Raw genomic sequence first — 22,001 nt, 5'->3', positions numbered from 1 at the left:
ATTAGCCGCTTGGTAAATGTAGTACCTTGATAACTTTATAACCCTACAGGTGCGGGTTAGTAATAACCTTATACCATTTTTCAAAAAGTATGTCATACTTGGTAAAGGTATAGTTTGTGTGGTAAAAAGGCAATGAGTGGAGTCCCTAATATTAATGTTGCTGAGTCAGTAGAAGACTTAAAATCCTTGTTGAAGCAACAAGTAACCTCTTTAAACTTTGCTAAAGTACAATCCCTGTATCTACTAAAAATTAAGGAGGTAGAAACGGTTCGTCATCTCGCCGTGTTAATAGGACGCTCAGAAAGAACTATTCATCGCTGGTTAAGTTGTTATCGAGAAGGAGGGATAGAAAATCTCTTGTCAGAACCAGAAAAACTGGGAAGACCCAAAAAGATTTCAGTGGAAGAAGCCGCTCTAATTCAGAATGAATTAAAAGACCCAGAAGGATTTCAAAGTTATAAAGAAATTCATTTTTGGGTATCAATTATTTTAGAAATACCCACCAGTTATATAACTGTTTACCGTCTCGTAAGAAATGAATTACAAGCTAAATTAAAAGTGGCTCGACCTCAAAATTTAAAACAATTACCAGGAGAAGTAAAAATATTCCAAAATAATCTATCTGAACAGCTACAAGCTTTACTAGAAAAGGAATCTGAAAAAGTTAGTCAATATTTAAAAGTCCGCTTCTGGTGTCAAGATGAAAGTCGCTTCGGCTGTCATACCATTGTCAGAGATAAAATAACAATTAAAGGCATAAAGCCCCTTGGTAATTTTCAGTATAATTTTCAATATCTCTGGCTCTATGGTTTAATAGAACCTCGAACAGGTAGCAGTTTTTTCTATGAATTTTCTCATTTAGATGGGGAATGTTTTAATCAATATTTAACGCTTTTTTCTCAAGCTTTTTCTGAGGAATTACATATTATTCAATTAGATAATGCTCCCGCACATACGGCGACCGACCTAGAAATACCTGATAATATTATCCTATTTTATCAACCTCCCTATTGTCCAGAAGTAAATCCAATTGAGAGAGTTTGGCTATATTTGAAAAACCTATTGGCCTGGGGCAATTTTAACTCCCTTGATAACTTAAGAAGTAAACTTTACCATCTTTTAAATTCTCTATCCAATGACACGATCGGGTATTTGACGGGATGGTCTTGGATTTTAGAAGCTCTATGTCTGTCAGGAATTTAGAAAAATGGTATTAGTCCTGTCCTCTAGATGCCTAGAGTGACGGCATTTCCTGCTGCTTTAGACTTGGTACATCTGAGGTAGTGAGCGAGGAAAAAAAAGCGGTATCTGATAGCCTAAATCAGAAACCCGTTGAGCCAGAACCTATGGATAGCCCTGGGGCGAAGATACGAATTAACCATCGTCAACACCCACGAGCCAAAAGGCTGACAGGCTCGAAACAAAAGTTAACAGAGTTGGGGCTGATAGCTCATACCACTATCAGTAAGGCATTCCCGTTACTCTGTTGTGGACAGTATCATCCTAAGGGTTCAACCAATGGTTATAGGGAACGAAGTAACCCTGATTGACTCTGCCCGTTCGGGGCAGTAGGAAACCATCCGCAAGTCAATAGAGGGAGAGGATGTCCTTAAAAGCCAAGGCTTTGAGTAATATCAAAGATATGCTGACAAAGGACGGGTAACTAGGAAGTCTAAGCAACAATCAACGGTCATATACGCCCTAAAACCAACAATCTTGTCTGGTGGGGATACAGCCAAGAGGGTTGAATAGACAAGGAAATAATAATTCCCATTATTATTCTACTAATGACAGTAGCCTAGTTACTCAGGAGCCGGATACGGCGAAAGTCGTAAGTCCGGTTTTGAAGCAGGGGGTGGGAAGGCGACTTCCTGCTCTACTGTAACGGGTGTGGGGTTTGACCGATTTTGAGGGGGTCAATTACCTAATTTTCAGGGAAAAAGTCCCTGAATTTACCCCTGATCACTCCCATATCTGGTACTTTTTGAGGGGAAAAAAGTCCAAAAGTCTTATCCAACAAGGTTTTTAGATTTATTCAGCCAGCCCTATTTAGGAGGATTATTAGGGGAAAGTGAGAGGAAAAACCTCACTCAAATGGCCAATAATGCCGTCGGAGTAGTTTATAACCGATTACATCACTTTTTGACCGAATCTCCTTGGTCAGACCGTCAGGTGAATGAATGTCGGTTGCAAGTGATGAACCAATGCCGCCAGACGCAAATCCCCCGAGGATTTTCCCTGATTGTCGATGACTCAGGACATCGAAAAAGTGGCAATCTGACCGCCGGAGTTGGCAGGCAGTACCTAGGAGAAATTGGCAAGACAGACAACGGAATAGTCGCCGTCACTACCCATCTCTACGACGGCAAAAAAAGTGTACCCCTAGACAGGGAAATTTATCAACCGGCTAGTTCCTTAGCCGAGGGGAAAGAAGACAAAGAATTTAAGAAGAAACCAGAGATAGCGATAGATTTAATTGACCGGAGCTTAACCAGAGGCTATCGACCGAAAATCGTCTTAATAGATGCTGGTTATGGCAACAACACAAATTTTCTCAAAGCCCTGGAAGAAAGAAAGCTAAAATACTTAGGGTCTGCTGAAAAAGTTTTTCGGTGGTGGCAGGGTGTGGGGTGTGGGGTGTGGGGTGTGGGGTTTTACTCATTTTCAGGTGGTCAATTACCTAATTTTCAGGGAAAAAGTCCAGGAATTTTACCCCCGATCACTCCAAGGCTAGGCACTTTTTGAGGTCAAAAAAGCCTAAAAACCTTATCCAACAAACTTTTTAGATTTATTCAGCCAGCCCTACTTAGGAGGATTGGCAAAAAATCGAAAAGTAATTATTGAAAAAGAAGGGGGTGTGGAAGAAACAATCCAGCTTGAGCAACTAGCAAAAAGCCTATCAGAAAAGGATTGGGAGAAAATCACCCTAAATCTAGATAAAGAAAAAACGGTTTGGGTAGCGGTATTCAGAGCGAAAATATCTCAACTAGAAGGAGAAAGGAACTTGGCGATCGTCATGAATGCAAGTTCAATGGAAAAAGCCACAGAGGTGGACTATTTCATCACCAATGTAGTTGAGGCAGATACAGTAACAGCGTCGTGGATAGTGAGGACTTACACCGAAAGAAATTGGGTGGAAGTATTCTACCGAGAAGCCAAAGGATGGTTAGGGTTAAGGGAATATCAAGTCAGGGATAAACGAAGCTTACTTCGTCATTTTATCTTGGTGTTTTGTGCCTATACATTTATCCTGTGGCATCAGTTAACTGGGGGATTGCAAAGGCAGTGGGCGAATCGACCTTTAAACACTTTTGTGGAAGCCTTGGAAGCTTTTCGGACAGCGATGTCTTTCCGTTTCTTTGAGTGGCTGACCGAGAATCGGGATGTGTTTGCCGCTTACAAAGCCAGTTTAGGCTTTGTTTGGGCTTGAAATTTGTTTAAGTCCCACTAGCCGAGACCTTCATCCCTGTATAAAATTGAAGATCTCTGGCGGCATTTTCATAAGAAACATTGGCACTAGCTCTTAAACAACAGCGTTCTAAGTAAGGACTAATTTGGTTATTACGAGGAATATTTAAACGGATTGCTTGTTTTTCTGTCAGGCATAATTCTCCGATGATGCTTTTTATTTTTCTCGGTCTCCCGGCTTGAGTTCCTGTCGTTTTTGTGACCAAAAAAAATCCTAGTTTCGGAGTTATATATTTTCAGGTCTGTTCTCTTATTGTCGTCTCTATTCCCTCTAAAGTTTGGATTTTTTCAGCCTCAGCTTCCTGATGAAGAATCTTGGCTATCGCTTGAATATGTTGGTTAAGTTCTTGTTGTTGCTCTGGAGTCATTTTTGTCTTTTCCCCACTCTTTTCTCTATCCCATACCCAATTGATGCTTTTGTCAAGTAGTTTATTTGTTCTTCAGCTTTGACTTGCTCCCGTCTTAGATGTTTATTAAATTGGCATTTTGCTAGTTGATTTTACATGGTAAGTTCGGAAGAACCATTATTTTTATTAATAAATATTTTACACAATTCATACCAGGTAAGCAAGAGGGCTACGCCACTACTACCAAATCATTACCGATTGATCCATGGTCGAACAGTCCACTCGCCTAAGTTTTCCAACAATTCCTATTTTTTCATAATTAGGGGTCTCAAGACCCCCCTAGCGGCCACCGAGACAACCTTCACCAGCTAAGTATTTTTACTCAAGTCTCTGGAGGGGGACAGCTTATGTGACAGTTGAGGGTGCGGAATGTGGGATACAAGTACTGGCCCTCGAAAATCAGGAAATTTACTGGAAAGTCGAGAGGTATTTTCGGATAGGCCCGCCAAACGTCGGCATTTTTGCCGCAATTGCCGTCATTTTGGTGATAATCCCTATCTTGCCTGTGCAGCTCATGTTACGCTACCCCTAACCCATCCTACAAATAATTAGACATCTCCAAAAATTATAAGTACCTAAGCAAAATTAATTACACATCTAAGCCACTACTCCGTCAGACTTCTGGTGTGAGGAAACAGTAGACCTCTTGCATAAATCCGAAAACAAACGATAGAAACAATAATGGGAGGGACTTTCAGTAGAACTCTTGCAAATTAATTATATGTTATAATGATGGGTTAACTAATTTTCCCCAAAAAATTAGTTAATCAGTACATTTGTCCTGAATGAAAACTTGAAGTTTAACTTTTAACTCAAAACTCTTTAGAGCTGCTTTAATTTGGTTATCAAAACCTCTTTATTTAAGCGGCACAAACTATCTCAATTATAAAAATTGAGAATAAATTCTCCTTGACTTGATTAATCTTTAGGCAACTTTTAAGAAGCTGCTATACCTATCCCTAACTCACAGTTATAAATAGCCGCCAACAAGTTAACTCTTAAACTATATCTTCGACGACGATTCCGATATTTACAGGATAAGATTTTAAAGATTTTGAGTTTCCTATTTATATGTTCAATGATAATCCTTTCTTTGGCTAAAGCCTTGTTATACTCTTTTTCTAACTCTGTTAATTTTCTATTTTTCGATTTCTTTTTCGGTGTATAACTATTACTATGGTATGCAGCTATTCCCTGATAACCACTGTCTTCTATGCTGGTAGTTAAAGGATGAAAACGAACTCGACTTTTTTTAAATAAACTAAAATCATGACCTCTACCTTTCCCACAAAAGACACAGATAATTTCCTTTGTATTTTGATCAGCTACTAATTGGGATTTTAAAGTATGATAACCTCTTTTACCCCCCAAAAAATCTTTCTGTTTCTTTTGGGGGCGTTCAATGGGAGTTTCCGTTACATCCATTACCGTTATGACCGGTATCTCTGCTTGATTGAGTAAAGCTTTTTTTCCTTTTAAACGGAAGTTTCCCGATTGTAAAAGCATTTTTTCCGTCTTATTTACAATCCGACATATAGTTGATTCTGATAGTTCCCAGCTTGTACCAATGTGAAAATATGTTCTATATTCTCGCCAATATTCTAACGTTACTAAAACTTGTTCTTCTATAGATAGTTTAGGTTTCGGTCCCCTTTTAGATGGTGAATTAGAGTCGGCTTCAACACTTTTTACTGATTCTACCATCTTTCTATAGGTTTGTTTATACACACCGAAACGGCGTTTGAATTGTTCATCTGATAAGTTTTGATAATCCATAATTTTGCTAATAAACATAGCAAAATTATAGATGATTTCCTGACCTAAGATCACATTTTATTCTTTTTTCCACTTCAATCTAAGAATTGAGAAAAAAGCAAAACCTTATATTATACCATAAAAAAATTATGCAAGAGGTCTAGTTAATTATTTATTAGTAGTTGATAATCTTCAAAAATGTTGCTGTACAAGGATCGACTTAAGACTTTTGCAAGAGGTCTAGTGAACTGAAAACTCAAATCCGATCCCTAATAGCTGTCTCCCGTCTCCCGTCTCCCGTCTCCCGTCTCCTGTCTCGGAGTCTCCTGTCTCGACTAGGAAATTAATTTTGCACGACTACTTAACTCAGTCACAGCCTGCTTTTGATTTATGTACTAACTAAACAGTTCGATGGCTGGAATGTATATCTATCGTTGCTAATTCAATTTTACTGAAAAAATATGAGGCAATTAAAATAATTTTTATTCGGATAGATTCCTTAACTAGAAAGACTTTTAGTCTTGAGATAATATTAGGTCGAGGTCTATTGGGTTGTCTCGACAGAAGAGGAAGAAGTGAACTTGTTGAACCAAGAATCTAGCGTCAATGTCAAACAAACTGAGAACAGAGGACATCACTTTTCGGCAATTCCTGTGAACGGTTGAATAAAACCATCCACACCGACAAAGGAGGTGAGGGGCGACCAGTTTAAAATATCCTCTAAAATTGATTGATAGCCCTGGACATTGGGATGAAGTCCATCTTCCATTAATCTTTCTTGACACCACAGATCACCCCGGTTCATCCAGAGATCAAATAAATCGAGATAGGGAATATTTTGCTCTAGACAAGCTTGTTTAGTGGTTTCTTTAAAACGATACTGATCGCGATGGTTGAAGTAAAAGCAATCTAAAAAGGGCATTTTCCGCTCATCCACGGGAATCATACCTATAAACAAAACCGGGCAAAGAGAACGGGCCCGGCCGAGTAAATGTTCAATTTGAGTTTGAAAAAGATCGTGATCGGTATAAGTACGACCATCGGGCCGGCCTAAACGGGCTGTATCATTAACACCGACGGAGAGAAGAATCAGGTCGGGGAGACGATTGCGAATTTCTCCCCTGAGACGAAATTCCTGTTCTAAACGTTCGGACACTTGTACCACTCGATCGCCGCGAATCCCCAAATTATACAGGGCATGACCGGCACTTTCCATCCACAAACGACGTAGGCGTTCGGCCCAACCGCCACCCACGGGGTCGCCATAGCCATAAACAAGGCTATCTCCTAAAGCGACGATTTTGAGGGGATGGGTCATGATTGCGTCTTTGTCTTTAGTAGGAGGAGGAAGAGTTTGCATGATCGCTCGATCGAATCGGTTGTCCTTTACACTTGTAAACGAATTTGGTTAAACTGTCCGTGTATTATACTACATTAGAAATTTTTTCCTGCCAGTTAACTCATCTGATATCAGCCAAGCACCAGCACTGACCAGTATAAAACAAGGCCGCCCGATGATCATTCCTTGCCTCCGAGTCATTTCCGGGCTAAATCTACTATAAAATTTATCTTAAATGTCGGGGTGAAGACCCTCGGTTTTACAGACGGGATGAAACCCCGACCAGTATAGAAACAGCGAAGCACAACTAAAACTCTGCTGTTTTAAGATAATTTGTGCTAAAGTGAAAGCAAGCGGAAAATCAGATGTGTAGTCGTGGCACGCGAACTGACCGTTGTAAAAAGGCTAGTGTCACCAACTCAAAAAGGTTGCCCCAATACCTCACTGCCCTCTAACAAAAAATATGGCATAGGTGGGAGATAAAAATAATCAAATAGGGTAGGGCATACCCGAATTTAAGCTTGGGGAGTAGTCCACAAGAGTGCTTGCCTTATAGGTGTAGTCGGACTAGACATGAAAATGTAAGACCAAAATTAGCATTGCTAGTAGAGGCAAGATTCAGCCCAAGAATCCCTCGGTTTTACCGATGGGAGTGTCAAGATTAAAACCTAGATAAATTGATGACTACTCGTTTACGACGCGCGGTTCAAGACCGAGAATTTTTGATTACAGCCGAGATTACTCCCCCGAAAGGGGGTAATGCCAGTCATATGCTAGAAATGGCCCTCTGGCTAAAAAATCGTGTTCATGCGGCTAACATTACCGATGGCAGTCGCGCCGTAGTGCGAATGTCCTCTCTGGCTGCCTCCGCTATTCTCTATCAACACGACATCGAACCCATCTGTCAAATGGCCTGTCGCGATCGCAATGTGATCGGATTACAAGCAGATCTCATGGGCGCTCATGCTTTGGGATTGAGAAATATACTAGCTTTAACTGGAGATCCCGTCAAAGCAGGAGATCACCCCCAGGCTAGAGCAGTTTTTGACCTAGAATCGGTACGTTTGTTAAAATTAATCGATAAATTGAATAAAGGTTTTGACTTTAACGATAAATCTTTACCGGATGGACCCCTAGAACTTTTTGCTGGGGCTGCCGTTGATGTGCAGTCAAAAAGTAAGTCTGGTCTTCAACGCCGTTTTGAGCGTAAAATCGAAGCGGGAGCGCAGTTTTTTCAAAGTCAATTAGTTACGGATTTCGAGTGTCTTGATAAGTTCATGCAGCAGGTGGCCTCGCTGGCCGATAAACCGATTCTAGCGGGGATTTTTCTGTTAAAATCAGCTAAAAACGCCGTATTTTTAAATAAAAATGTGCCGGGGGTACAAATTCCCGACCATATCATTCAAAGACTCGCCGATGCAGCCCATCCCCTCGAAGAAGGCATCAAAATCGCCGCCGAACAAATAAAATTAGCCCAGCAGTTATGTCAAGGTGTCCACATCATGGCGATTAAACGGGAGGATTTAGTCCCAAAAATTCTCGACGTGGCCGGTATCCCGCCAGTACATAACTGAGATGAAAAGTCAATAGTTTTTAGAAAAAATTAACTTTCATTTTGACTAGCGGTCTTTTGACAAGAATTCTACCCCTAACCTAGGATGGTAAGGCTCAAAGCATCTTCGGGGTTAAAAGCATGGATTCCAATCTAGGTCAAGAAAAAGAGAATAGTTGTGGTGGGCGAAAATGGTTGTCGATCGGTATTGCCCCCACTGGTATAATTTCTATTGGCATTGTTCCCATGGGCGTTATTTCCATCGGTATTGTTCCTATGGGAATAGTTTCCATTGGAACCGTGGCCATGGGGACAATTGCGGCCGGTTTTGTGTCCATGGGACTTTTTAGTATTGGTAGCGTTGGGATGGGATTAAATAACGGCCATTTTTCCAATCTTAATTCTCCCCCTGCTGAATCCCCCCATAAACATCATCAGCATTAAAATCAAGATTTGACCAGCAATCATGAATTATTCCATCCGTGCCGCCGTTGCTACCGATGTCAAGGCTATTTTTGACTTAATTGTCGCCTTAGCGGCCTATCAAGAACTCAGCCATTTGATGACAGGAAATAGTCAAGCTTTAGGGGAGCATTTATTCGGAGAAAAACCCTACATCGAAGCATTGGTGGTGGAAGTAGAGGGTAAAATAGTCGGTTTTGCCCTATTTTTTGCTAACTATTCCACCTTTATAACTAAACCGGGGATTTACCTAGAAGATATCTTCGTTTTACCCGATTATCGCAGTCAAGGTATCGGGAAAGCTTTACTAATGGCTGTGGCTAAAATTGCCGTCGCTAGGGATGCAGGACTTTTAGAATGGACTGTCTTAGAGTGGAATCAACGGGAGCATCTCACCTTTGTAACCCCTAAATCAGGTTTTTATGTCAAGCTATTTTGAAAGCCTTGCTAGAAAACAGTTTTAGGGATAAGTATAATTACTCACTTGCATAAATGAGATGCTCCCGGAATCAACTGGCGATCGATTTTTATGGAAAAATGGGGGCTAAGGTCTTCAAAGAGTGGCAAATTTGTCGCCTCACCGGGACAGCTTTAACCCAATTGGGTAATAGCGATAAATAAGTCAGTCCCGATGCAACAAGTTACACCGTCAAGCATGAAAATATTCTGATCCTAAATCCGGTTATTAAAAACTGATTATTTATTCCCCCTTTTGCAGGAGTTTCTTTCCTGATATGTGGCCTAGACTCAACGGATGGCCGTATTACTTCAGATCTGATTACTCAATCCAAGCTTTTGGGGGGTAGAACCCCCCAAACCCCCCGCGCATTAGTTTTTCGGTGGGATGCTTACACGCAGCCGCTGACGCATCTGTAATAATTTGAGAGTCACTTCACTCGCAGGAGTGCCTCTCCTGATATGTAGCCTATACTCAACGGATGGCCGTATGATTGACGAATTTGCCTTATTTCAGCTTCTATTTTCAAGTCAGGAGATAGGAGTCAGGAGATAGGAGATAGGAGATAGGAGACTTTTTTATTTATTCTCCCCACACCCTACACCCCACACCCTACACCCCACACCCTCTTTCAAGTCAGATCCTTTGTTGAGCCTGGAACTTTGTGATCGATCGAGACTCCTTGCTATACTATACCTCTGACACTGGCTTTCCTCATTGGTGCAGAATGCAACCCACAGACTCGAATAAATTTACCGAACAAGCTTGGGATTCAATCGTTAAATCGCAAGAAATTGCGCGACGCTTCAAAAACCAGACCTTAGAGGTGGAACACGTTATTATTGCCCTCCTAGAGCAGAATAACGGTCTAGCCACCCGGATTTTACAAAAAGCTAATATTGAAATTCCCCGACTGCAACAACAGCTAGAAGTCTTCACCAACCGACAGCCGAAAGTGGCCATCGTCGATCAATTATACCTAGGTCGTGGTCTTGATCTGCTGCTCGATCGAGCGGAAGCATCCCGGGAAAGTTGGCAAGATAAATTTATCTCCGTCGAACATCTTCTCGTCGGTTTTGCCGAAGATGAAAGGGTTGGCCGGAAATGTTTACGCACTTTCAATCTTGACCCCCAAGATTTAGAATTAGCCATCAAAGCTATTCGCGGTACTCAAAAGGTTACTGAACCCAATCAAGAGGAAAAATACGAAGCTTTAGATAAATATGGCCGGGATTTAACAGCGGCGGCCAAAGAAGGCAAATTAGACCCGGTTATCGGTCGCGATGAAGAAATTCGACGGGTGGTACAAGTCCTCTCGCGACGGTCGAAAAATAACCCGGTTTTAATCGGTGAACCGGGAGTAGGAAAAACCGCTATTGCGGAAGGATTAGCCCAAAGGATTATTAACGGAGATGTTCCCGAATCTTTGAAAAATCGTCAGTTAATTTCCCTCGATATGGGAAGTTTAATCGCTGGGGCAAAATATCGAGGCGAATTTGAGGAAAGATTGCGGTCAGTCATGAAAGAAGTTACCCAATCAGAAGGGCGAATTATTCTCTTTATTGATGAACTGCATACCGTTGTCGGTGCGGGTTCTAGGGAAGGGGGATCGATGGATGCAGGCAACCTATTAAAACCTATGTTAGCTCGGGGAGAATTGCGCTGTATTGGGGCGACAACTTTGGATGAATATCGCAATCATATTGAAAAAGATCCCCCTTTAGAAAGACGTTTTCAACAGGTTTATATTAAGGAACCTTCCGTGGAGGATACTATCTCGATTCTCCGGGGTTTAAAAGAACGTTATGAGGTGCATCATGGGGTGACAATTACCGATTCGGCCCTAGTGGCAGCAGCTACCTTATCCCATCGTTATATTAGCGATCGTTTTTTACCGGATAAAGCGATCGATTTAGTCGATGAAGCGGCGGCAAAATTAGAGGTAGAAAGTACCACTAAACCCGCCGATTTGGAAATGATAGATCGTCGCTTAATGCAGTTACGGATGGAAAAATTCTCCTTAGAAAAAGAGGAGAAAAAAGATCGAGCTTTTCAAGAGCGTTTAGAAAAAATTGTCGAAGAAATTGAGGAATTAGAAAGTAAACAAAAGCCCCTCGCTGACCAATGGCAAACGGAAAAACATATCGCCGAGGAAATTAAATTATTGCGAGAGGAAGAAGAACAATTGCGCCTACAGGTGGAACAGGCGGAACGAGCTTATGATCTCAATAAAGCGGCCCAATTAAAGTATGGCAAACTAGAGATTTTACAGGGGGAATTAGAAGTAAAAGAAAAAGAACTAGAAACTATTCAAGCGGCAGGTTCGACCCTATTAAGACAACAGGTAACTGATGCTGATATCGCCGAAATCGTTGCCCGGTGGACAGGAATTCCCGTCAATCGTTTAATGGAATCGGAACGACAAAAATTATTAGAATTAGAGTCTCATTTACAGAAAAAAGTTGTCGGACAAAATGAAGCGGTCACGGCAGTAGCAGCGGCGATTCGACGCGCACGCGCAGGAATGAAAGATCCCTCCCGTCCGATTGGTTCATTCCTATTTATGGGACCCACAGGAGTGGGTAAAACCGAGTTAGCGCGGGCCTTAGCAGGGTTACTGTTCGACTCCGAGGAAGCCATGGTTCGCATCGATATGTCGGAATACATGGAAAAACACGCGGTTTCGCGGTTAATCGGCGCTCCTCCGGGTTATGTGGGTTACGAGGAAGGGGGACAACTATCGGAAGCGGTGCGTCGTCGTCCCTATTCTGTGGTTTTATTGGATGAAGTGGAGAAGGCCCATCGGGATGTTTTTAACATTTTATTACAAGTGCTTGACGATGGGCGCATTACCGACTCTCAGGGGCGAGTGGTGGATTTTCGGAATACGATTATCGTCATGACCAGTAATATTGGCAGTGACCATATTTTAAATGTTTCCGAAGATGCCGATTATGAGGAGATGCGGAAACGGGTTTTAACAGCTTTGCGGAGTCATTTTCGTCCCGAATTTTTGAATCGTATCGACGATTTAATTATTTTCCATACCCTGAAAAAAGAAGAATTGCGTTATATTGTTCGTCTGCAATTACAGCGTCTGGAAAGATTATTAGGAGAACAAAAAATCAATCTAGAATTAACTACGGCTGCAGAAAATCATATCGTTACTGTTGGTTACGATCCCACCTACGGTGCGCGACCTTTAAAACGTGCTATCCAACGGGAGTTAGAGAATCCTTTAGCCACAAAAATTCTCGAACAAGCTTTTATGGAAGGGGATACGGTGGTAATTGATTGTCTAGATGAGGTGTTAAGTTTTAGCAAAAAGGAGCTAGAAAAGGAAGAGCAAACATTAGAATTAGCTGTGGTTAACCTCAGTTCGGATTAAACCCAGACAGGGGATATATTCCCCCTCTGCGGGTCAATTCAGCCAATATAAACAAAATTTTGCCCCAAAAGGCCTGGTGAATCTAGCTAAACAGGTTTTGCCTATTGCTGTAACTGATGACCACAGCTACTACAAAAGCGATCGGTTGCCGCTACTTTTGCCCCGCATTGACGACAAAATCGGACTTTGCTGACGGTTTTTGCGTCTCCCATACTCATTTTCATCTCTCCCATCTCCATTTCCATGGGGGCAAAATTCATCGACATATTACCCATTTTCATCGGTTGCATCGGTTGCATCGGTTGCATCGGTTGCATCGGTTGCATCGGTGAGGAGGAGAAACTGGTAGCAGTGGTCGATTGAGAGGACTGAGAAACTCCAGAGGTATGAGGAGAGGAAAAACCGATACTGCTCCCTTGAATTTGGATTCTGTGGGGTCCGGTTTCAGTGATAATTTCAATAATTGCCCCTTGGGGAATTATCTCTATTTGGGGTTCTTTTGTCCAAACTCCCGTGGCAAAACTACTGCTAGACTGCTGTTGTTGTCCCACAGCACCACTAGCGAGGGTTACAATCGTCTGCGGCCCTTGATTATCGAGATAGAGACGTTGTCCTGTGGGTAATTCACTATAAATAGCCATATTTTTGACAGGAAAAAGTAAAAAGTAAAAAGTAAAAACCTAGTTCACACCCCTAGGATCCAGTCTAGCGAGGATACAAATGTTAGAGGATTTTCTTAAGAATTTTATCGACAAAAAAAGGGTGGTTTAACCCACCCTCACCATGTCTCAAGAAAACAAACTTTTTAACGGACGCTACCGGCTAATTTATCGACCCGAATCGGTTTCATCAGGTACAATTTGAGGAATTGCCAAGCGTTAGAGGCGAAGATAGGCAATTTCTTCAGGAATTTAACCGGTGCGGGACTGTTTTCGCTATCGATCGCCCGTAATCCCTCGTTATTGCCAACACAAATCTCTAGGCGATCATAAAATTCAGGACTATCCACATCGAGAACAATCGGGAAGACGCGGCCGGCGGTTTCATTGGTCTTCTCGATCACATACTTATCGTACTCGCGAGCGTCCAAACCGAGAATGGCGTAGAAACCAGAACGCTGAGTATCATTGAGATACATAGTAGCGAAGACCGAAAGCAGGAAGAAACGACACCAGAGACGAGCGCGCCAATCATTAAGAATATCAGGCTGCGCGCGCATGATCGCATCAAAGAAGTCCCCGTGACGGTTTTCGTCTTGACACCAATTCTCAAAGAAGTTAAAAATCGGATAAACCCGATCTTCGGGATGTTGTTCGAGATGACGATAAATGGTGATATAGCGCCAGTAGCCGATTTTTTCGGAAAGATAGGTGGCGTAGAAGATAAATTTCGGTTTAAAGAAGGTGTAGTTACGGCTTTTGGTTAAAAATCCCAAGTCAAGGGAGAGGTTAAAATCCGATAAAGCCTTATTAAGGAACCCAGCGTGACGCGCTTCGTCCCGGGACATGAGGTTAAAGCATTCCGCGAGAACGGGATTTCTGTTTTTTAAACGTCTGCCGAGTTCTTTGTAGAGAAGAAAGCCGGAAAATTCAGCCGTGCAGGATCTTTCCAGAAATTCCACGAATAAGCGGCGAGTTTCGCCATCAATATGCTCCCAAGAGCGATCGAATTCTTGATTACGAACGAAGTGATGCCGGTTATAATCGGTACGGAATTCCTCTAAAATCGCTTTCAGTTCTTCCTCGTTAGCGGCGATCGACATTTCCGCCATCGCTTCAAAATCAGTGGTGTAGAAGCGGGGAGTGAGGATCGTTTCTTTAGCGGGAACTTTTATACCCGGACGGATTTCCTCGAATTCTGGTTTTTGGATCGTGCTGACCATAGGGATTATTGATTTTACTCTGGGATGATGATTGAGACGAGTAAAGGCTCTGAGATGATAATGACGAGCCGTGAAAAAACGGCTAGGATTCACTATAGCAAGCTCTCAGCCCTAGACTCTCTTCCTGTTCATTAAAAGTTACAACTCTTAATTAAGCTGTGTGAACAAACGCGGCTTTTTCGCTCCCAGTCTTGACAAATGTTCGGAGAGGTGGGATTTGTTCGGTGATCAGTAAACAGTCATCGGTAATCGGTGAACTGAAAACCCACATCTGATAACAAAGGCCGAATCTAAAACCTAATTGGTTAAGCTAAAAGCTTTGATGTGCTTAGTTTCTACCTTTCTAGAATCCCGGAAAACTCCTGTTATTTTAGCTTGTTGTCAGAAATTTAGTTAAACAAGGTTTTTGGCAATATGCTAATCTGACTAACAAGCTTTTGGGGGTGATATACGGAAGACTTCTTGCGATTGCGCCTAAATGGAGTGTTATACAGAAGGTTGACCCATATCGTTACCCCGGAGAGTGTTATAGAGAAAGTTTCCGTATAATATTTAGTTCGGCGAAGGAAGCGACGTTGATGACCATCCACACTTCGGGCGACGCTATCGCCCCCAAGTACTCCATCATCATTCCAGGGGAGACCGTGGCCCGTGCTTCGGACTACCTGGAAAGGTTGCGAGCCAGCCGGACACAACCTGGAGACTGTCTGCGTGAGCGCCTCCAGGACTCGAACCTTCAAGCACTGACAGAACTGGAGCTTCTCGGCAAGTTGCTCGACACCAAGCGACCTCAGATCTTCGCCGAGATGGCCGTGTCCGGAGACGGCTCCGATTGGAACCTGACCGAACTCGGTCTACTGGGCGATATCTCGATCGCTGTACCGGTGACCGTCTTCGACGACGGCAACCATCGTTCCCCGACGCCGCACGCACCTCCCTTTTCGGCGATGTTGGTATTTACTCCAGGCGCTCTCCTGTGTAATGGCTGGGGGAATACCCCGGCCGATTGGAGCGAGGCGACTGCGGCGGATGGGCGGTTGTCTACAGAGGGGTACTACAACCTGTACCGGCGCAGACTCTTGCCAGTCTTCCGGTATATAAACTGCCGAGCAGCTAAGCCGCAATCCGCCTTCGTGACCTTACCGGGCCTCGGCTGCGGGCAGTTCGCCGGTCCGTTCCGGGGTCAACTTGGCGCGCATTTGCAGATGGCTTTGCAGAGACTCTTGACCGAGCACGGCACCTCTCTTCCAAACCTGAAGGCCGTCTACTTCGACCCGTACAGCGAGTGCGAAAACGCCCGCGTCGAGATTGAAGGCATATCGTTCATAGTCCGTCCGCTGCGGCTGCCGGGGAACGAGGAGAAGTCGCAGCTGTGCCACCCGGTCGCCTATGCGGAGCGGGGCGACGATTTTTCTGGATGCGCCCTGTACAGTTTGGTCGCCTGGGACCATGTCTCTTGGCCGGGCAACGACTTCTTCGGGGGCTCTCGCGCCACCGACGATGGTGTCAAGGCCGCCGCGACCAATTCGATGTCGGCGCTTACCGGTGTTGAGGGGCAGTACGACCCAGGGCAGGGGAAGTACCAGCCACCTCAGCCCTACCGCAACTGGGAAGCGGTGGTCGAAGATGGCAAGCGCACGCGACGCCTCCGATTGTGGAACCCGTTGACCGTGTGGCAGCTGTAGGGTGCGTTCCCTAATGTGACTCCCACTGCTCCACCAATCGATTTTGGGGAACGCACCATGCACATTTATTGAAGCTGTGGGTTAAAGTGCGATGCCGCTCTGGTGGGTTGAGTTCTGGATTGGCAACCTGTCACCGAGCAAACCCGACGATGTTGGAATGATTCTGATAGCTGACGGCTAATAGCCAAGGGTCAACAATGCTAGGATAAAGGCTTGAGTAGAGAACGATCGAGCGAAAGCCATGTCATCGATAGAAGTAAAAACCCCGCCTCCAGACAGCCCCACTTCCCACTCCCCTATACCTTTTAAACAGAATTTAGTATAATTAACCCTGAATTGCTTTAGCTAATTGAACGTGAAGTTTATGACTGGCTTTAAAAGCCATGTAATGAGCGGTGGGAATAGTTCCCAGTAAACTCAAATCACCAATTAAGTCCAATAATTTATGTCTTACTGGCTCATTTTCAAACCGTAAAGGAGGATTTAACCATTGATTTTGATCGCAGACTAAAGCATTTTCTAAACTGCCTCCTTTAATTAAACCAGCCTTTTGTAAATATTCAATTTGATCGGCAAAACCGAAAGTCCGGGCGGATGCGATCGCTTGACTAAAACTTTCCTGATCAGGACTCCAACTATACCATTGATTACCGATGGGTTTATAGGTAAAATCGATCCCGTAGGTAAAACGTAATTCAGGGGAAGGAATCGCCGCCACAAAAGCATCTCCTTCGTACAACCAAATCGGTTGAGAAATCGTTAAATCTGATGGAGAAAAAGAGTTATTTAAACCGGCATTTTCGATCGCTTCTACCCAGATTTTGGCCGAACCATCAAGGAGGGGAATTTCCGCACCATCCACCTCAATGCGAGCATCCTCTACCCCCAAAGCGGTTAAGGCCGCTAATAAATGCTCAACGGTTCTGACCTTGGCTTCTCCTTGTCCCAATTCCGTTGATAAAGTCGTTTGGTAAACCGAAGAAACTAGAGCGGGAATAATCGGTTGATTGGCTAGATCTCTGCGGACAAAATAACGTCCTTCCCCCGGATTTGCCCCACAGACGCGCACCCGGGTTATCTCCCCCGAATGTAGGCCAATTCCCGATAATTCAAATTGTTTAGCGATAGTAGAAACCATAATTATCAAGTAATAAAGCTTTTATCAGTGAACAACAAAAAGAACTAAATTTATCGATAACTGATAAGTGATAACTGATAACTGATAACTGATAACTGATTAGAATCGTTCCCCGATACCGAAATGGAGACGAGAACTACCATCGACATTAAAACCGTAGTCAACCCGAATTTGGCCGACAGGAGATTGTACCCGAACACCTAAACCGTAACCGAGACCAGTACCGGGTAAATCCCGGACAATACCGGGTTGACCGGGGACATCACCTTGGGAACCAATAGTAGTGCCGAAATCGACAAATAACGCCCCCCCAATAATAGCGACAATGGGAAAACGATATTCGGCCGTCGCTTGGAAATAACTGCGACCGCTACCCACTTCTCCCTCGGCGTAACCCCGTACAGAGTTACTACCCCCAACGATAAAAGCATCGTAGGGGGGTAAATCCCCTAATACTGTCCCTGCTTGCACATTAAAAGCGAGGGATTGCTGACCTTTAAAAATATCGGTTTCAAAGAGATTAAAGGAATTAATAAAGCGAACGGGGATAAAGTAACTGTAACTACCCCGAACACGAGTGCCGAAAATACTGCCAGAACCGACCGGGACAGTTTGTTCTAAACCTAGACGCAGGAAAGAACCACTGGTGGGCTGCAGGGGATTATCGCGAAAATCTCGAATAGCGCCAATATTTAGAGAAAGTAGATCATCGATCCCAGAGGAACTAAAAGCCAGTTGTTGACTGCCAAAACCGTTGAGAGGTGCAGACAGGGGGGAGATGTCACCATTGGCATTTTGCACCTGTACCTGTTGATAGTTAAAGCCTAGGGAAACCACCCATTTTGGTTTCGTAAACACATCGGCGGCCAAAGGACGGACAAAAGTAATACCGCCACCCGTCCGGACAATACGGGGACTATCATTATCGTTAAGCGTCCGAATCGAGGAATTTTCCCCATCATAAACCAGAGAAATCGACTGTCGCCGGAAAACGTTCACCGTGTAGGAAGTGCGGAAATTATCCGTGGCAATCCAAGGATCGGAAAAACTCAGATCGAATAAAAATTCCCGTTCCCCTAACTGGACTTCTGCCCCTAAAGTTTGGTTATTACCGCCAAAATTGCGCTGTTGATAGCTAACAGTCCCGAATAAGCCCGCATTCGAGCTAATACCACCCCCAGCGGCTAGGGAACCGGTATTACCTTCCACCACATCGACGTTAACAATCACCTCCCTTGGGTCGCTGCCGGGAGAAAAAGACAGACGCACATCCTCGAATAAACCGAGACCGAAAACACGCTGTAAATCCTGTTGGGCCGTATTGCGGTTAAAAATATCCCCCGCTTTTAGGCGCATTTCCCTAGTAATGATAAATTCTCTAGTTTTACCCTTGACCGGTTCCTGTTCAACGTTAAAGTAGCGTACTTGAATTTTTTCGATTAAACCTTCGGAAATGACCAGAATCACCCGACCATCGGGAGTGACTTGCGGCGCACCGATTACCTGGGCCAGATCATAGCCGTTTTTGCTGTACCAGTCATTGATTTTTTTTACCCCCGCCTGTAATTCCCGCAAATTCAGGGTTTTGCCGTATTGACTAGCGAAAATTTCCTCGACCACCCCGGCAGGTAAAATCGATTTGTCCAGGGTTTCCGGGGCAATTTGAATCTGTACGCCCTGAAAAACGGGGTTAGGTTGCACCTCAAAGGTGACTCGCACCCCTAGAGGCGTATCTTGGGGAACTGCCCGCACATCGGCAAAAAAGCCCGTGGCAAAAACGGCGTTAATATCTTCTTGCAGTTGCGATCGAGTCGTGCTTCGTCCTGGTCGGGTGCGAATGGTATTATAAACTAGATTTTCTAATTCTCGATCGGCCCCCTGTACTACCACTTCGGCCACCAAAACTCGCGACTCCTCCGCCGGCACCGGTGGGGCTGTTGTGGGAGTTTCTGCGGGGCTTGGGGTTTCCGTCGGGGTTTCCGTCGGTGCTGCCACGGGTGGCGTAGTTTCTCCCGTCGCAGGAGGAGACTGTACTATCTGCTCGACGCGGGGAAAAACCGTTTCTTGCGGTTCTTCTTCGGCCATTACCGTCCCGTGAAATAATCCGAAAATAGCCAGCAGCAGGGCCAGCGAGGAATATCGCCCCGAAAATTTGAGATTTTTAAGCACTTCCACACACCCATTAACACCATTATGGTTTTGTTTGTTTTCTCTGCCCGAGAAATTTAACGAACGTTAAAACTCTAGCAGATTGCTTACTCTCAGTAAATCCCAGCTTGACCGGTGACTAAAGAGATACTGCATCAGGTCTGATATTGGTCAGCCGTCAGCATTAAGTTTTTATCTTGCCATATCTTAGCTTTTTCCGGTTTGGCTCTATCCCAATTCACCCTCTAGAATTATTGCCACCTCGGTGGGCGCACAATTAATTACATATCTTCCTAACTCACCAAAATTAAAAACATGGCTCTTCGGGAATTGTTATGCAAATAATTAACTTAAAATAAAATTCGATGAGAGCGCCTACGCTCAAAAGTAGCTGAAATCCATACAGGGAAGGACTTAAGGCACAAACAGGTTAATACCAAAAGATAGACAATTGAGTTAAGATTTGATATAATAGCCAAAAACGAGATTATTTTACTTATGATACTTGACAAATTTTTGAACCTAAAAGGAACCTGTATTCAAGGCTATCTACACCTAGAAAATATCGGTATAGTTTGCCGAATCGAATCGAAAAATCAAAAAGCAACCTGTCCTCGTTGTGGGTTAGAGAGCGATAAACTCCACCAAAATCATCGACATTTAGTCAAAGATTTACCAATCTCAGGTCAACCAGTATACCTACAAATTAATCGTCGTCAATTTAAGTGCGATAATTGTCAGAGACCCTTTAGCGAAGAGTTAGATTTTGTCGCCAAGAAACGAACCTATACGAAAAGACTAGCCGCAAATATACTCGAACAATTAAAAGAAGGAGATATTTTAAATGTTAGTCGAATAAATGACGTAACGGAAGAAGAGATTCAAAGAATGATAGAGGACATCGCCGAAGAAATTACAGAGCCAGACCTATCGGAATTAAAAAGACTAGGAATTGATGAAATCGCTCTAGTCAAAGGACAAAAAAATTACTGTGCGGTTTTAGTAAATTTAGATACGGGAAAACTAATAGCTATTCTAGAGAAGCGAACACAAGAAGAGTTGAGAGAAACGCTTACGGGCTGGGGAAAAGAGGTGTTAGAGCAAATTGAAGAAGTGAGCATAGACCTTTGGTTGCCTTATAAAAATTTGGTGAAAGAATTGATGCCATCGGCCGAAGTAGTCGCCGATAGATTCCATGTAATGAAACAAATTAATCAAGAGTTAGACGAACAGAGAAGAGCAGAAAAAAGAGCCGTAGAAGCGCAGAAAAATAAAAAACAGAAAGCGGAAAAAGAAGCGAAGCTAGAAGTTTTAAAGCGAAGTAAATATAGCCTGTTAAAAAATGAAGAAGATTTAACGGAACCCCAAAAAATTAAACTAGAAGCTATCAAAGAAAAATTCCCAAATTTGAAAAAGATGCAGGAATTAAAGGAAGAATTTAGAAAGATTTATGAAACCTCAGAGAATCCGACAGAGGGAATGCTATCCATCTCGGAATGGTTGGCAAAATCCTCCAGTGTTTTTACCAAGAGTTGTCAAACAATCCGAAACTGGTTTGGAGAAATAATTAGTTATTTCGAGCGAAGGACAACGAATGGGGTGGTCGAGGGAATCAACAATAAACTTAAACTAATAAAACGGAGAGGCTATGGCTTTAGAAACTTTCGGAATTTTTGGGTTAGAAGTATGTTATCTTGGCATCTTGTATGTTGATTTAGCATAAAGGGTAACGAAGAGCCAAAAACATTAAGTTTATTCTCCTGGGAATCCCCCACCTTTTTACACCAGCGCAGATGTCAACGTCTCATTTGTAATAACTGTACCAGTTGCGAGACCTGTTGGCGATTAAACATTTGCAGCAGGGTACTAGCTACTAATTCCGGTTCTAGGGTGATCAGGATTTGTGGTAATTTGGCGGTGGCTAATAACTGCAATTCTTGACTGACGGTGATTTCTTCCCCGCGACCCCATTCCAATAAATCACTAGCTTGTTTTAATTCTTTAATAATAACCGGGGCGAGAGTGCGGTAGGAATGTTTGGGGTTAGCCAGGGCTGATTGGGCATTTTTAACTAAATATTGCCACTTTTGCTGTTCTGAAGCCAATTGAGACAGAGATAAAATTAATTTTTCTAATTGCTGACGGGAAGCACTGGTTTCTTCCTGTTTGAACAGTTGTAACATCTGTTTGAGGATATCTCTGACGCTGATGGAGATAGAAGAGGTTGCCGCAATAGCTGGGGTAGATTTTTTTTGGTCGAGAAGATAGTTAAGATGGGACTGTAATTCGGCAAAAGTCGGTTCACCTTTTTTAACGATAG

General features: G+C 43.4%; 15 protein-coding genes and 3 pseudogenes (1 of these 18 running past the window's edge). 10 read left to right on the top strand and 8 right to left on the bottom strand.

The features are described 5' to 3' along the window. Positions 1 to 132 precede the first annotated feature (132 nt). The 3 genes and pseudogenes from MAE_RS17040 to MAE_RS17030 form a co-directional block, all read left to right on the top strand. Positions 133 to 1,203, top strand: a complete 1,071-nt coding sequence (locus tag MAE_RS17040) for an IS630-like element ISMae27 family transposase (RefSeq protein WP_012265278.1) — start codon at positions 133 to 135, stop codon at positions 1,201 to 1,203. Between the two features lie 771 nt (positions 1,204 to 1,974). After that, positions 1,975 to 2,583: pseudogene (locus MAE_RS17035) on the top strand (IS701 family transposase); the annotation flags it as partial. Positions 2,584 to 2,803: 220 nt separating this feature from the next. Beyond that, positions 2,804 to 3,430 (top strand): annotated as a pseudogene (locus MAE_RS17030) (IS701-like element ISMae34 family transposase); the annotation flags it as partial. 19 nt (positions 3,431 to 3,449) lie between these two features. Here the strand turns inward: MAE_RS17030 and MAE_RS27945 are convergent. The 3 genes and pseudogenes from MAE_RS27945 to MAE_RS17010 form a co-directional block, all read right to left on the bottom strand. Next, positions 3,450 to 3,836, bottom strand: a pseudogene (locus MAE_RS27945) (ISKra4 family transposase); the annotation flags it as partial. Positions 3,837 to 4,811: 975 nt separating this feature from the next. Continuing rightward, on the bottom strand, positions 4,812 to 5,669 hold the full coding sequence (locus tag MAE_RS17015; RefSeq protein WP_012266673.1) for an IS5-like element ISMae4 family transposase: 858 nt from the start codon (positions 5,667 to 5,669) through the stop codon (positions 4,812 to 4,814). A 595-nt stretch (positions 5,670 to 6,264) separates the two neighbouring features. Next, positions 6,265 to 6,990 (bottom strand): GDSL-type esterase/lipase family protein, encoded by a 726-nt coding sequence (locus MAE_RS17010; RefSeq protein WP_012266672.1) that lies wholly within the window; start codon positions 6,988 to 6,990, stop codon positions 6,265 to 6,267. 659 nt (positions 6,991 to 7,649) lie between these two features. Between MAE_RS17010 and MAE_RS17005 the strand changes: the two genes are divergently transcribed. The 5 genes from MAE_RS17005 to clpB all read left to right on the top strand — a co-directional run bounded on the left by MAE_RS17005 (position 7,650) and on the right by clpB (position 12,828). Beyond that, a complete protein-coding gene (locus tag MAE_RS17005) occupies positions 7,650 to 8,543 on the top strand; it encodes a methylenetetrahydrofolate reductase (RefSeq protein ID WP_012266671.1) in 894 nt (297 codons plus the stop codon). A 119-nt stretch (positions 8,544 to 8,662) separates the two neighbouring features. Next, complete coding sequence (locus tag MAE_RS17000; RefSeq protein ID WP_012266670.1) at positions 8,663 to 8,965, top strand: hypothetical protein; 303 nt, start codon at positions 8,663 to 8,665, stop codon at positions 8,963 to 8,965. 22 nt (positions 8,966 to 8,987) lie between these two features. Then, positions 8,988 to 9,422, top strand: coding sequence for a GNAT family N-acetyltransferase (locus MAE_RS16995; RefSeq protein WP_012266669.1), 435 nt, complete (start codon positions 8,988 to 8,990; stop codon positions 9,420 to 9,422). 53 nt (positions 9,423 to 9,475) lie between these two features. Beyond that, on the top strand, positions 9,476 to 9,604 hold the full coding sequence (locus MAE_RS32480; RefSeq protein ID WP_422730579.1) for a hypothetical protein: 129 nt from the start codon (positions 9,476 to 9,478) through the stop codon (positions 9,602 to 9,604). Positions 9,605 to 10,167: 563 nt separating this feature from the next. Beyond that, complete coding sequence (gene clpB, locus MAE_RS16990) at positions 10,168 to 12,828, top strand: ATP-dependent chaperone ClpB (protein ID WP_012266668.1); 2,661 nt, start codon at positions 10,168 to 10,170, stop codon at positions 12,826 to 12,828. Positions 12,829 to 12,929: 101 nt separating this feature from the next. Here the strand turns inward: clpB and MAE_RS16985 are convergent, their stop codons facing one another. After that, entirely contained in the window at positions 12,930 to 13,469 is a 540-nt protein-coding gene (locus MAE_RS16985; protein ID WP_002797116.1) for a zinc ribbon domain-containing protein, read from the bottom strand. 164 nt (positions 13,470 to 13,633) lie between these two features. Next, positions 13,634 to 14,710: a magnesium-protoporphyrin IX monomethyl ester (oxidative) cyclase gene (gene acsF, locus MAE_RS16980; RefSeq protein WP_012266667.1), complete on the bottom strand. Its 1,077-nt coding sequence runs from the start codon at positions 14,708 to 14,710 to the stop codon at positions 13,634 to 13,636. Positions 14,711 to 15,288: 578 nt separating this feature from the next. Between acsF and MAE_RS16975 the strand changes: the two genes are divergently transcribed. After that, the gene (locus MAE_RS16975; RefSeq protein ID WP_012266666.1) at positions 15,289 to 16,395 is read left to right on the top strand and encodes a hypothetical protein; all 1,107 of its coding nucleotides are present in this window, start codon (positions 15,289 to 15,291) and stop codon (positions 16,393 to 16,395) included. A gap of 325 nt (positions 16,396 to 16,720) precedes the next feature. On the opposite strand, the gene lpxC is transcribed toward MAE_RS16975, so the two are convergent. Together lpxC and MAE_RS16965 are read right to left on the bottom strand one after the other, a co-directional pair. Then, complete coding sequence (lpxC, locus tag MAE_RS16970) at positions 16,721 to 17,533, bottom strand: UDP-3-O-acyl-N-acetylglucosamine deacetylase (RefSeq protein ID WP_002797109.1); 813 nt, start codon at positions 17,531 to 17,533, stop codon at positions 16,721 to 16,723. Positions 17,534 to 17,632: 99 nt separating this feature from the next. Beyond that, a complete protein-coding gene (locus MAE_RS16965; RefSeq protein ID WP_012266665.1) occupies positions 17,633 to 19,618 on the bottom strand; it encodes a BamA/TamA family outer membrane protein in 1,986 nt (661 codons plus the stop codon). Between the two features lie 561 nt (positions 19,619 to 20,179). Between MAE_RS16965 and MAE_RS16960 the strand changes: the two genes are divergently transcribed. Next, positions 20,180 to 21,394 (top strand): ISL3-like element ISMae36 family transposase, encoded by a 1,215-nt coding sequence (locus MAE_RS16960; RefSeq protein ID WP_012266664.1) that lies wholly within the window; start codon positions 20,180 to 20,182, stop codon positions 21,392 to 21,394. A gap of 83 nt (positions 21,395 to 21,477) precedes the next feature. Here the strand turns inward: MAE_RS16960 and MAE_RS16955 are convergent, their stop codons facing one another. Next, positions 21,478 to 22,001 carry the 3' portion of an Hpt domain-containing protein gene (locus MAE_RS16955; RefSeq protein ID WP_041804175.1) on the bottom strand. The gene runs 355 nt beyond the window's last position, so only the last 524 of its 879 coding nucleotides appear in the window; its start codon lies beyond the right edge, outside the window; it ends in the stop codon at positions 21,478 to 21,480.

Source organism: Microcystis aeruginosa NIES-843, assembly GCF_000010625.1.
GTDB lineage: Bacteria > Cyanobacteriota > Cyanobacteriia > Cyanobacteriales > Microcystaceae > Microcystis > Microcystis aeruginosa.
The sequence above is the reverse complement of the archived record's forward strand: the minus strand, read 5'-3'. Positions and strand labels throughout refer to the sequence as shown.

Coding starts and splice junctions, on each gene's coding strand:
- MAE_RS32480 (WP_422730579.1), top strand. CDS start 9,476: ATGAGATGCTCCCGGAATCAACTGGCGATCGATTTTTATGGAAAAATG.
- acsF (WP_012266667.1), bottom strand. CDS start 14,710: ATGGTCAGCACGATCCAAAAACCAGAATTCGAGGAAATCCGTCCGGGT.
- MAE_RS17015 (WP_012266673.1), bottom strand. CDS start 5,669: ATGTTTATTAGCAAAATTATGGATTATCAAAACTTATCAGATGAACAA.
- MAE_RS16965 (WP_012266665.1), bottom strand. CDS start 19,618: ATGGCCGAAGAAGAACCGCAAGAAACGGTTTTTCCCCGCGTCGAGCAG.
- MAE_RS16960 (WP_012266664.1), top strand. CDS start 20,180: ATGATACTTGACAAATTTTTGAACCTAAAAGGAACCTGTATTCAAGGC.
- MAE_RS16995 (WP_012266669.1), top strand. CDS start 8,988: ATGAATTATTCCATCCGTGCCGCCGTTGCTACCGATGTCAAGGCTATT.
- MAE_RS17040 (WP_012265278.1), top strand. CDS start 133: ATGAGTGGAGTCCCTAATATTAATGTTGCTGAGTCAGTAGAAGACTTA.
- MAE_RS17010 (WP_012266672.1), bottom strand. CDS start 6,990: ATGCAAACTCTTCCTCCTCCTACTAAAGACAAAGACGCAATCATGACC.
- MAE_RS16975 (WP_012266666.1), top strand. CDS start 15,289: ATGACCATCCACACTTCGGGCGACGCTATCGCCCCCAAGTACTCCATC.
- MAE_RS17000 (WP_012266670.1), top strand. CDS start 8,663: ATGGATTCCAATCTAGGTCAAGAAAAAGAGAATAGTTGTGGTGGGCGA.
- MAE_RS16985 (WP_002797116.1), bottom strand. CDS start 13,469: ATGGCTATTTATAGTGAATTACCCACAGGACAACGTCTCTATCTCGAT.
- lpxC (WP_002797109.1), bottom strand. CDS start 17,533: ATGGTTTCTACTATCGCTAAACAATTTGAATTATCGGGAATTGGCCTA.
- clpB (WP_012266668.1), top strand. CDS start 10,168: ATGCAACCCACAGACTCGAATAAATTTACCGAACAAGCTTGGGATTCA.
- MAE_RS17005 (WP_012266671.1), top strand. CDS start 7,650: ATGACTACTCGTTTACGACGCGCGGTTCAAGACCGAGAATTTTTGATT.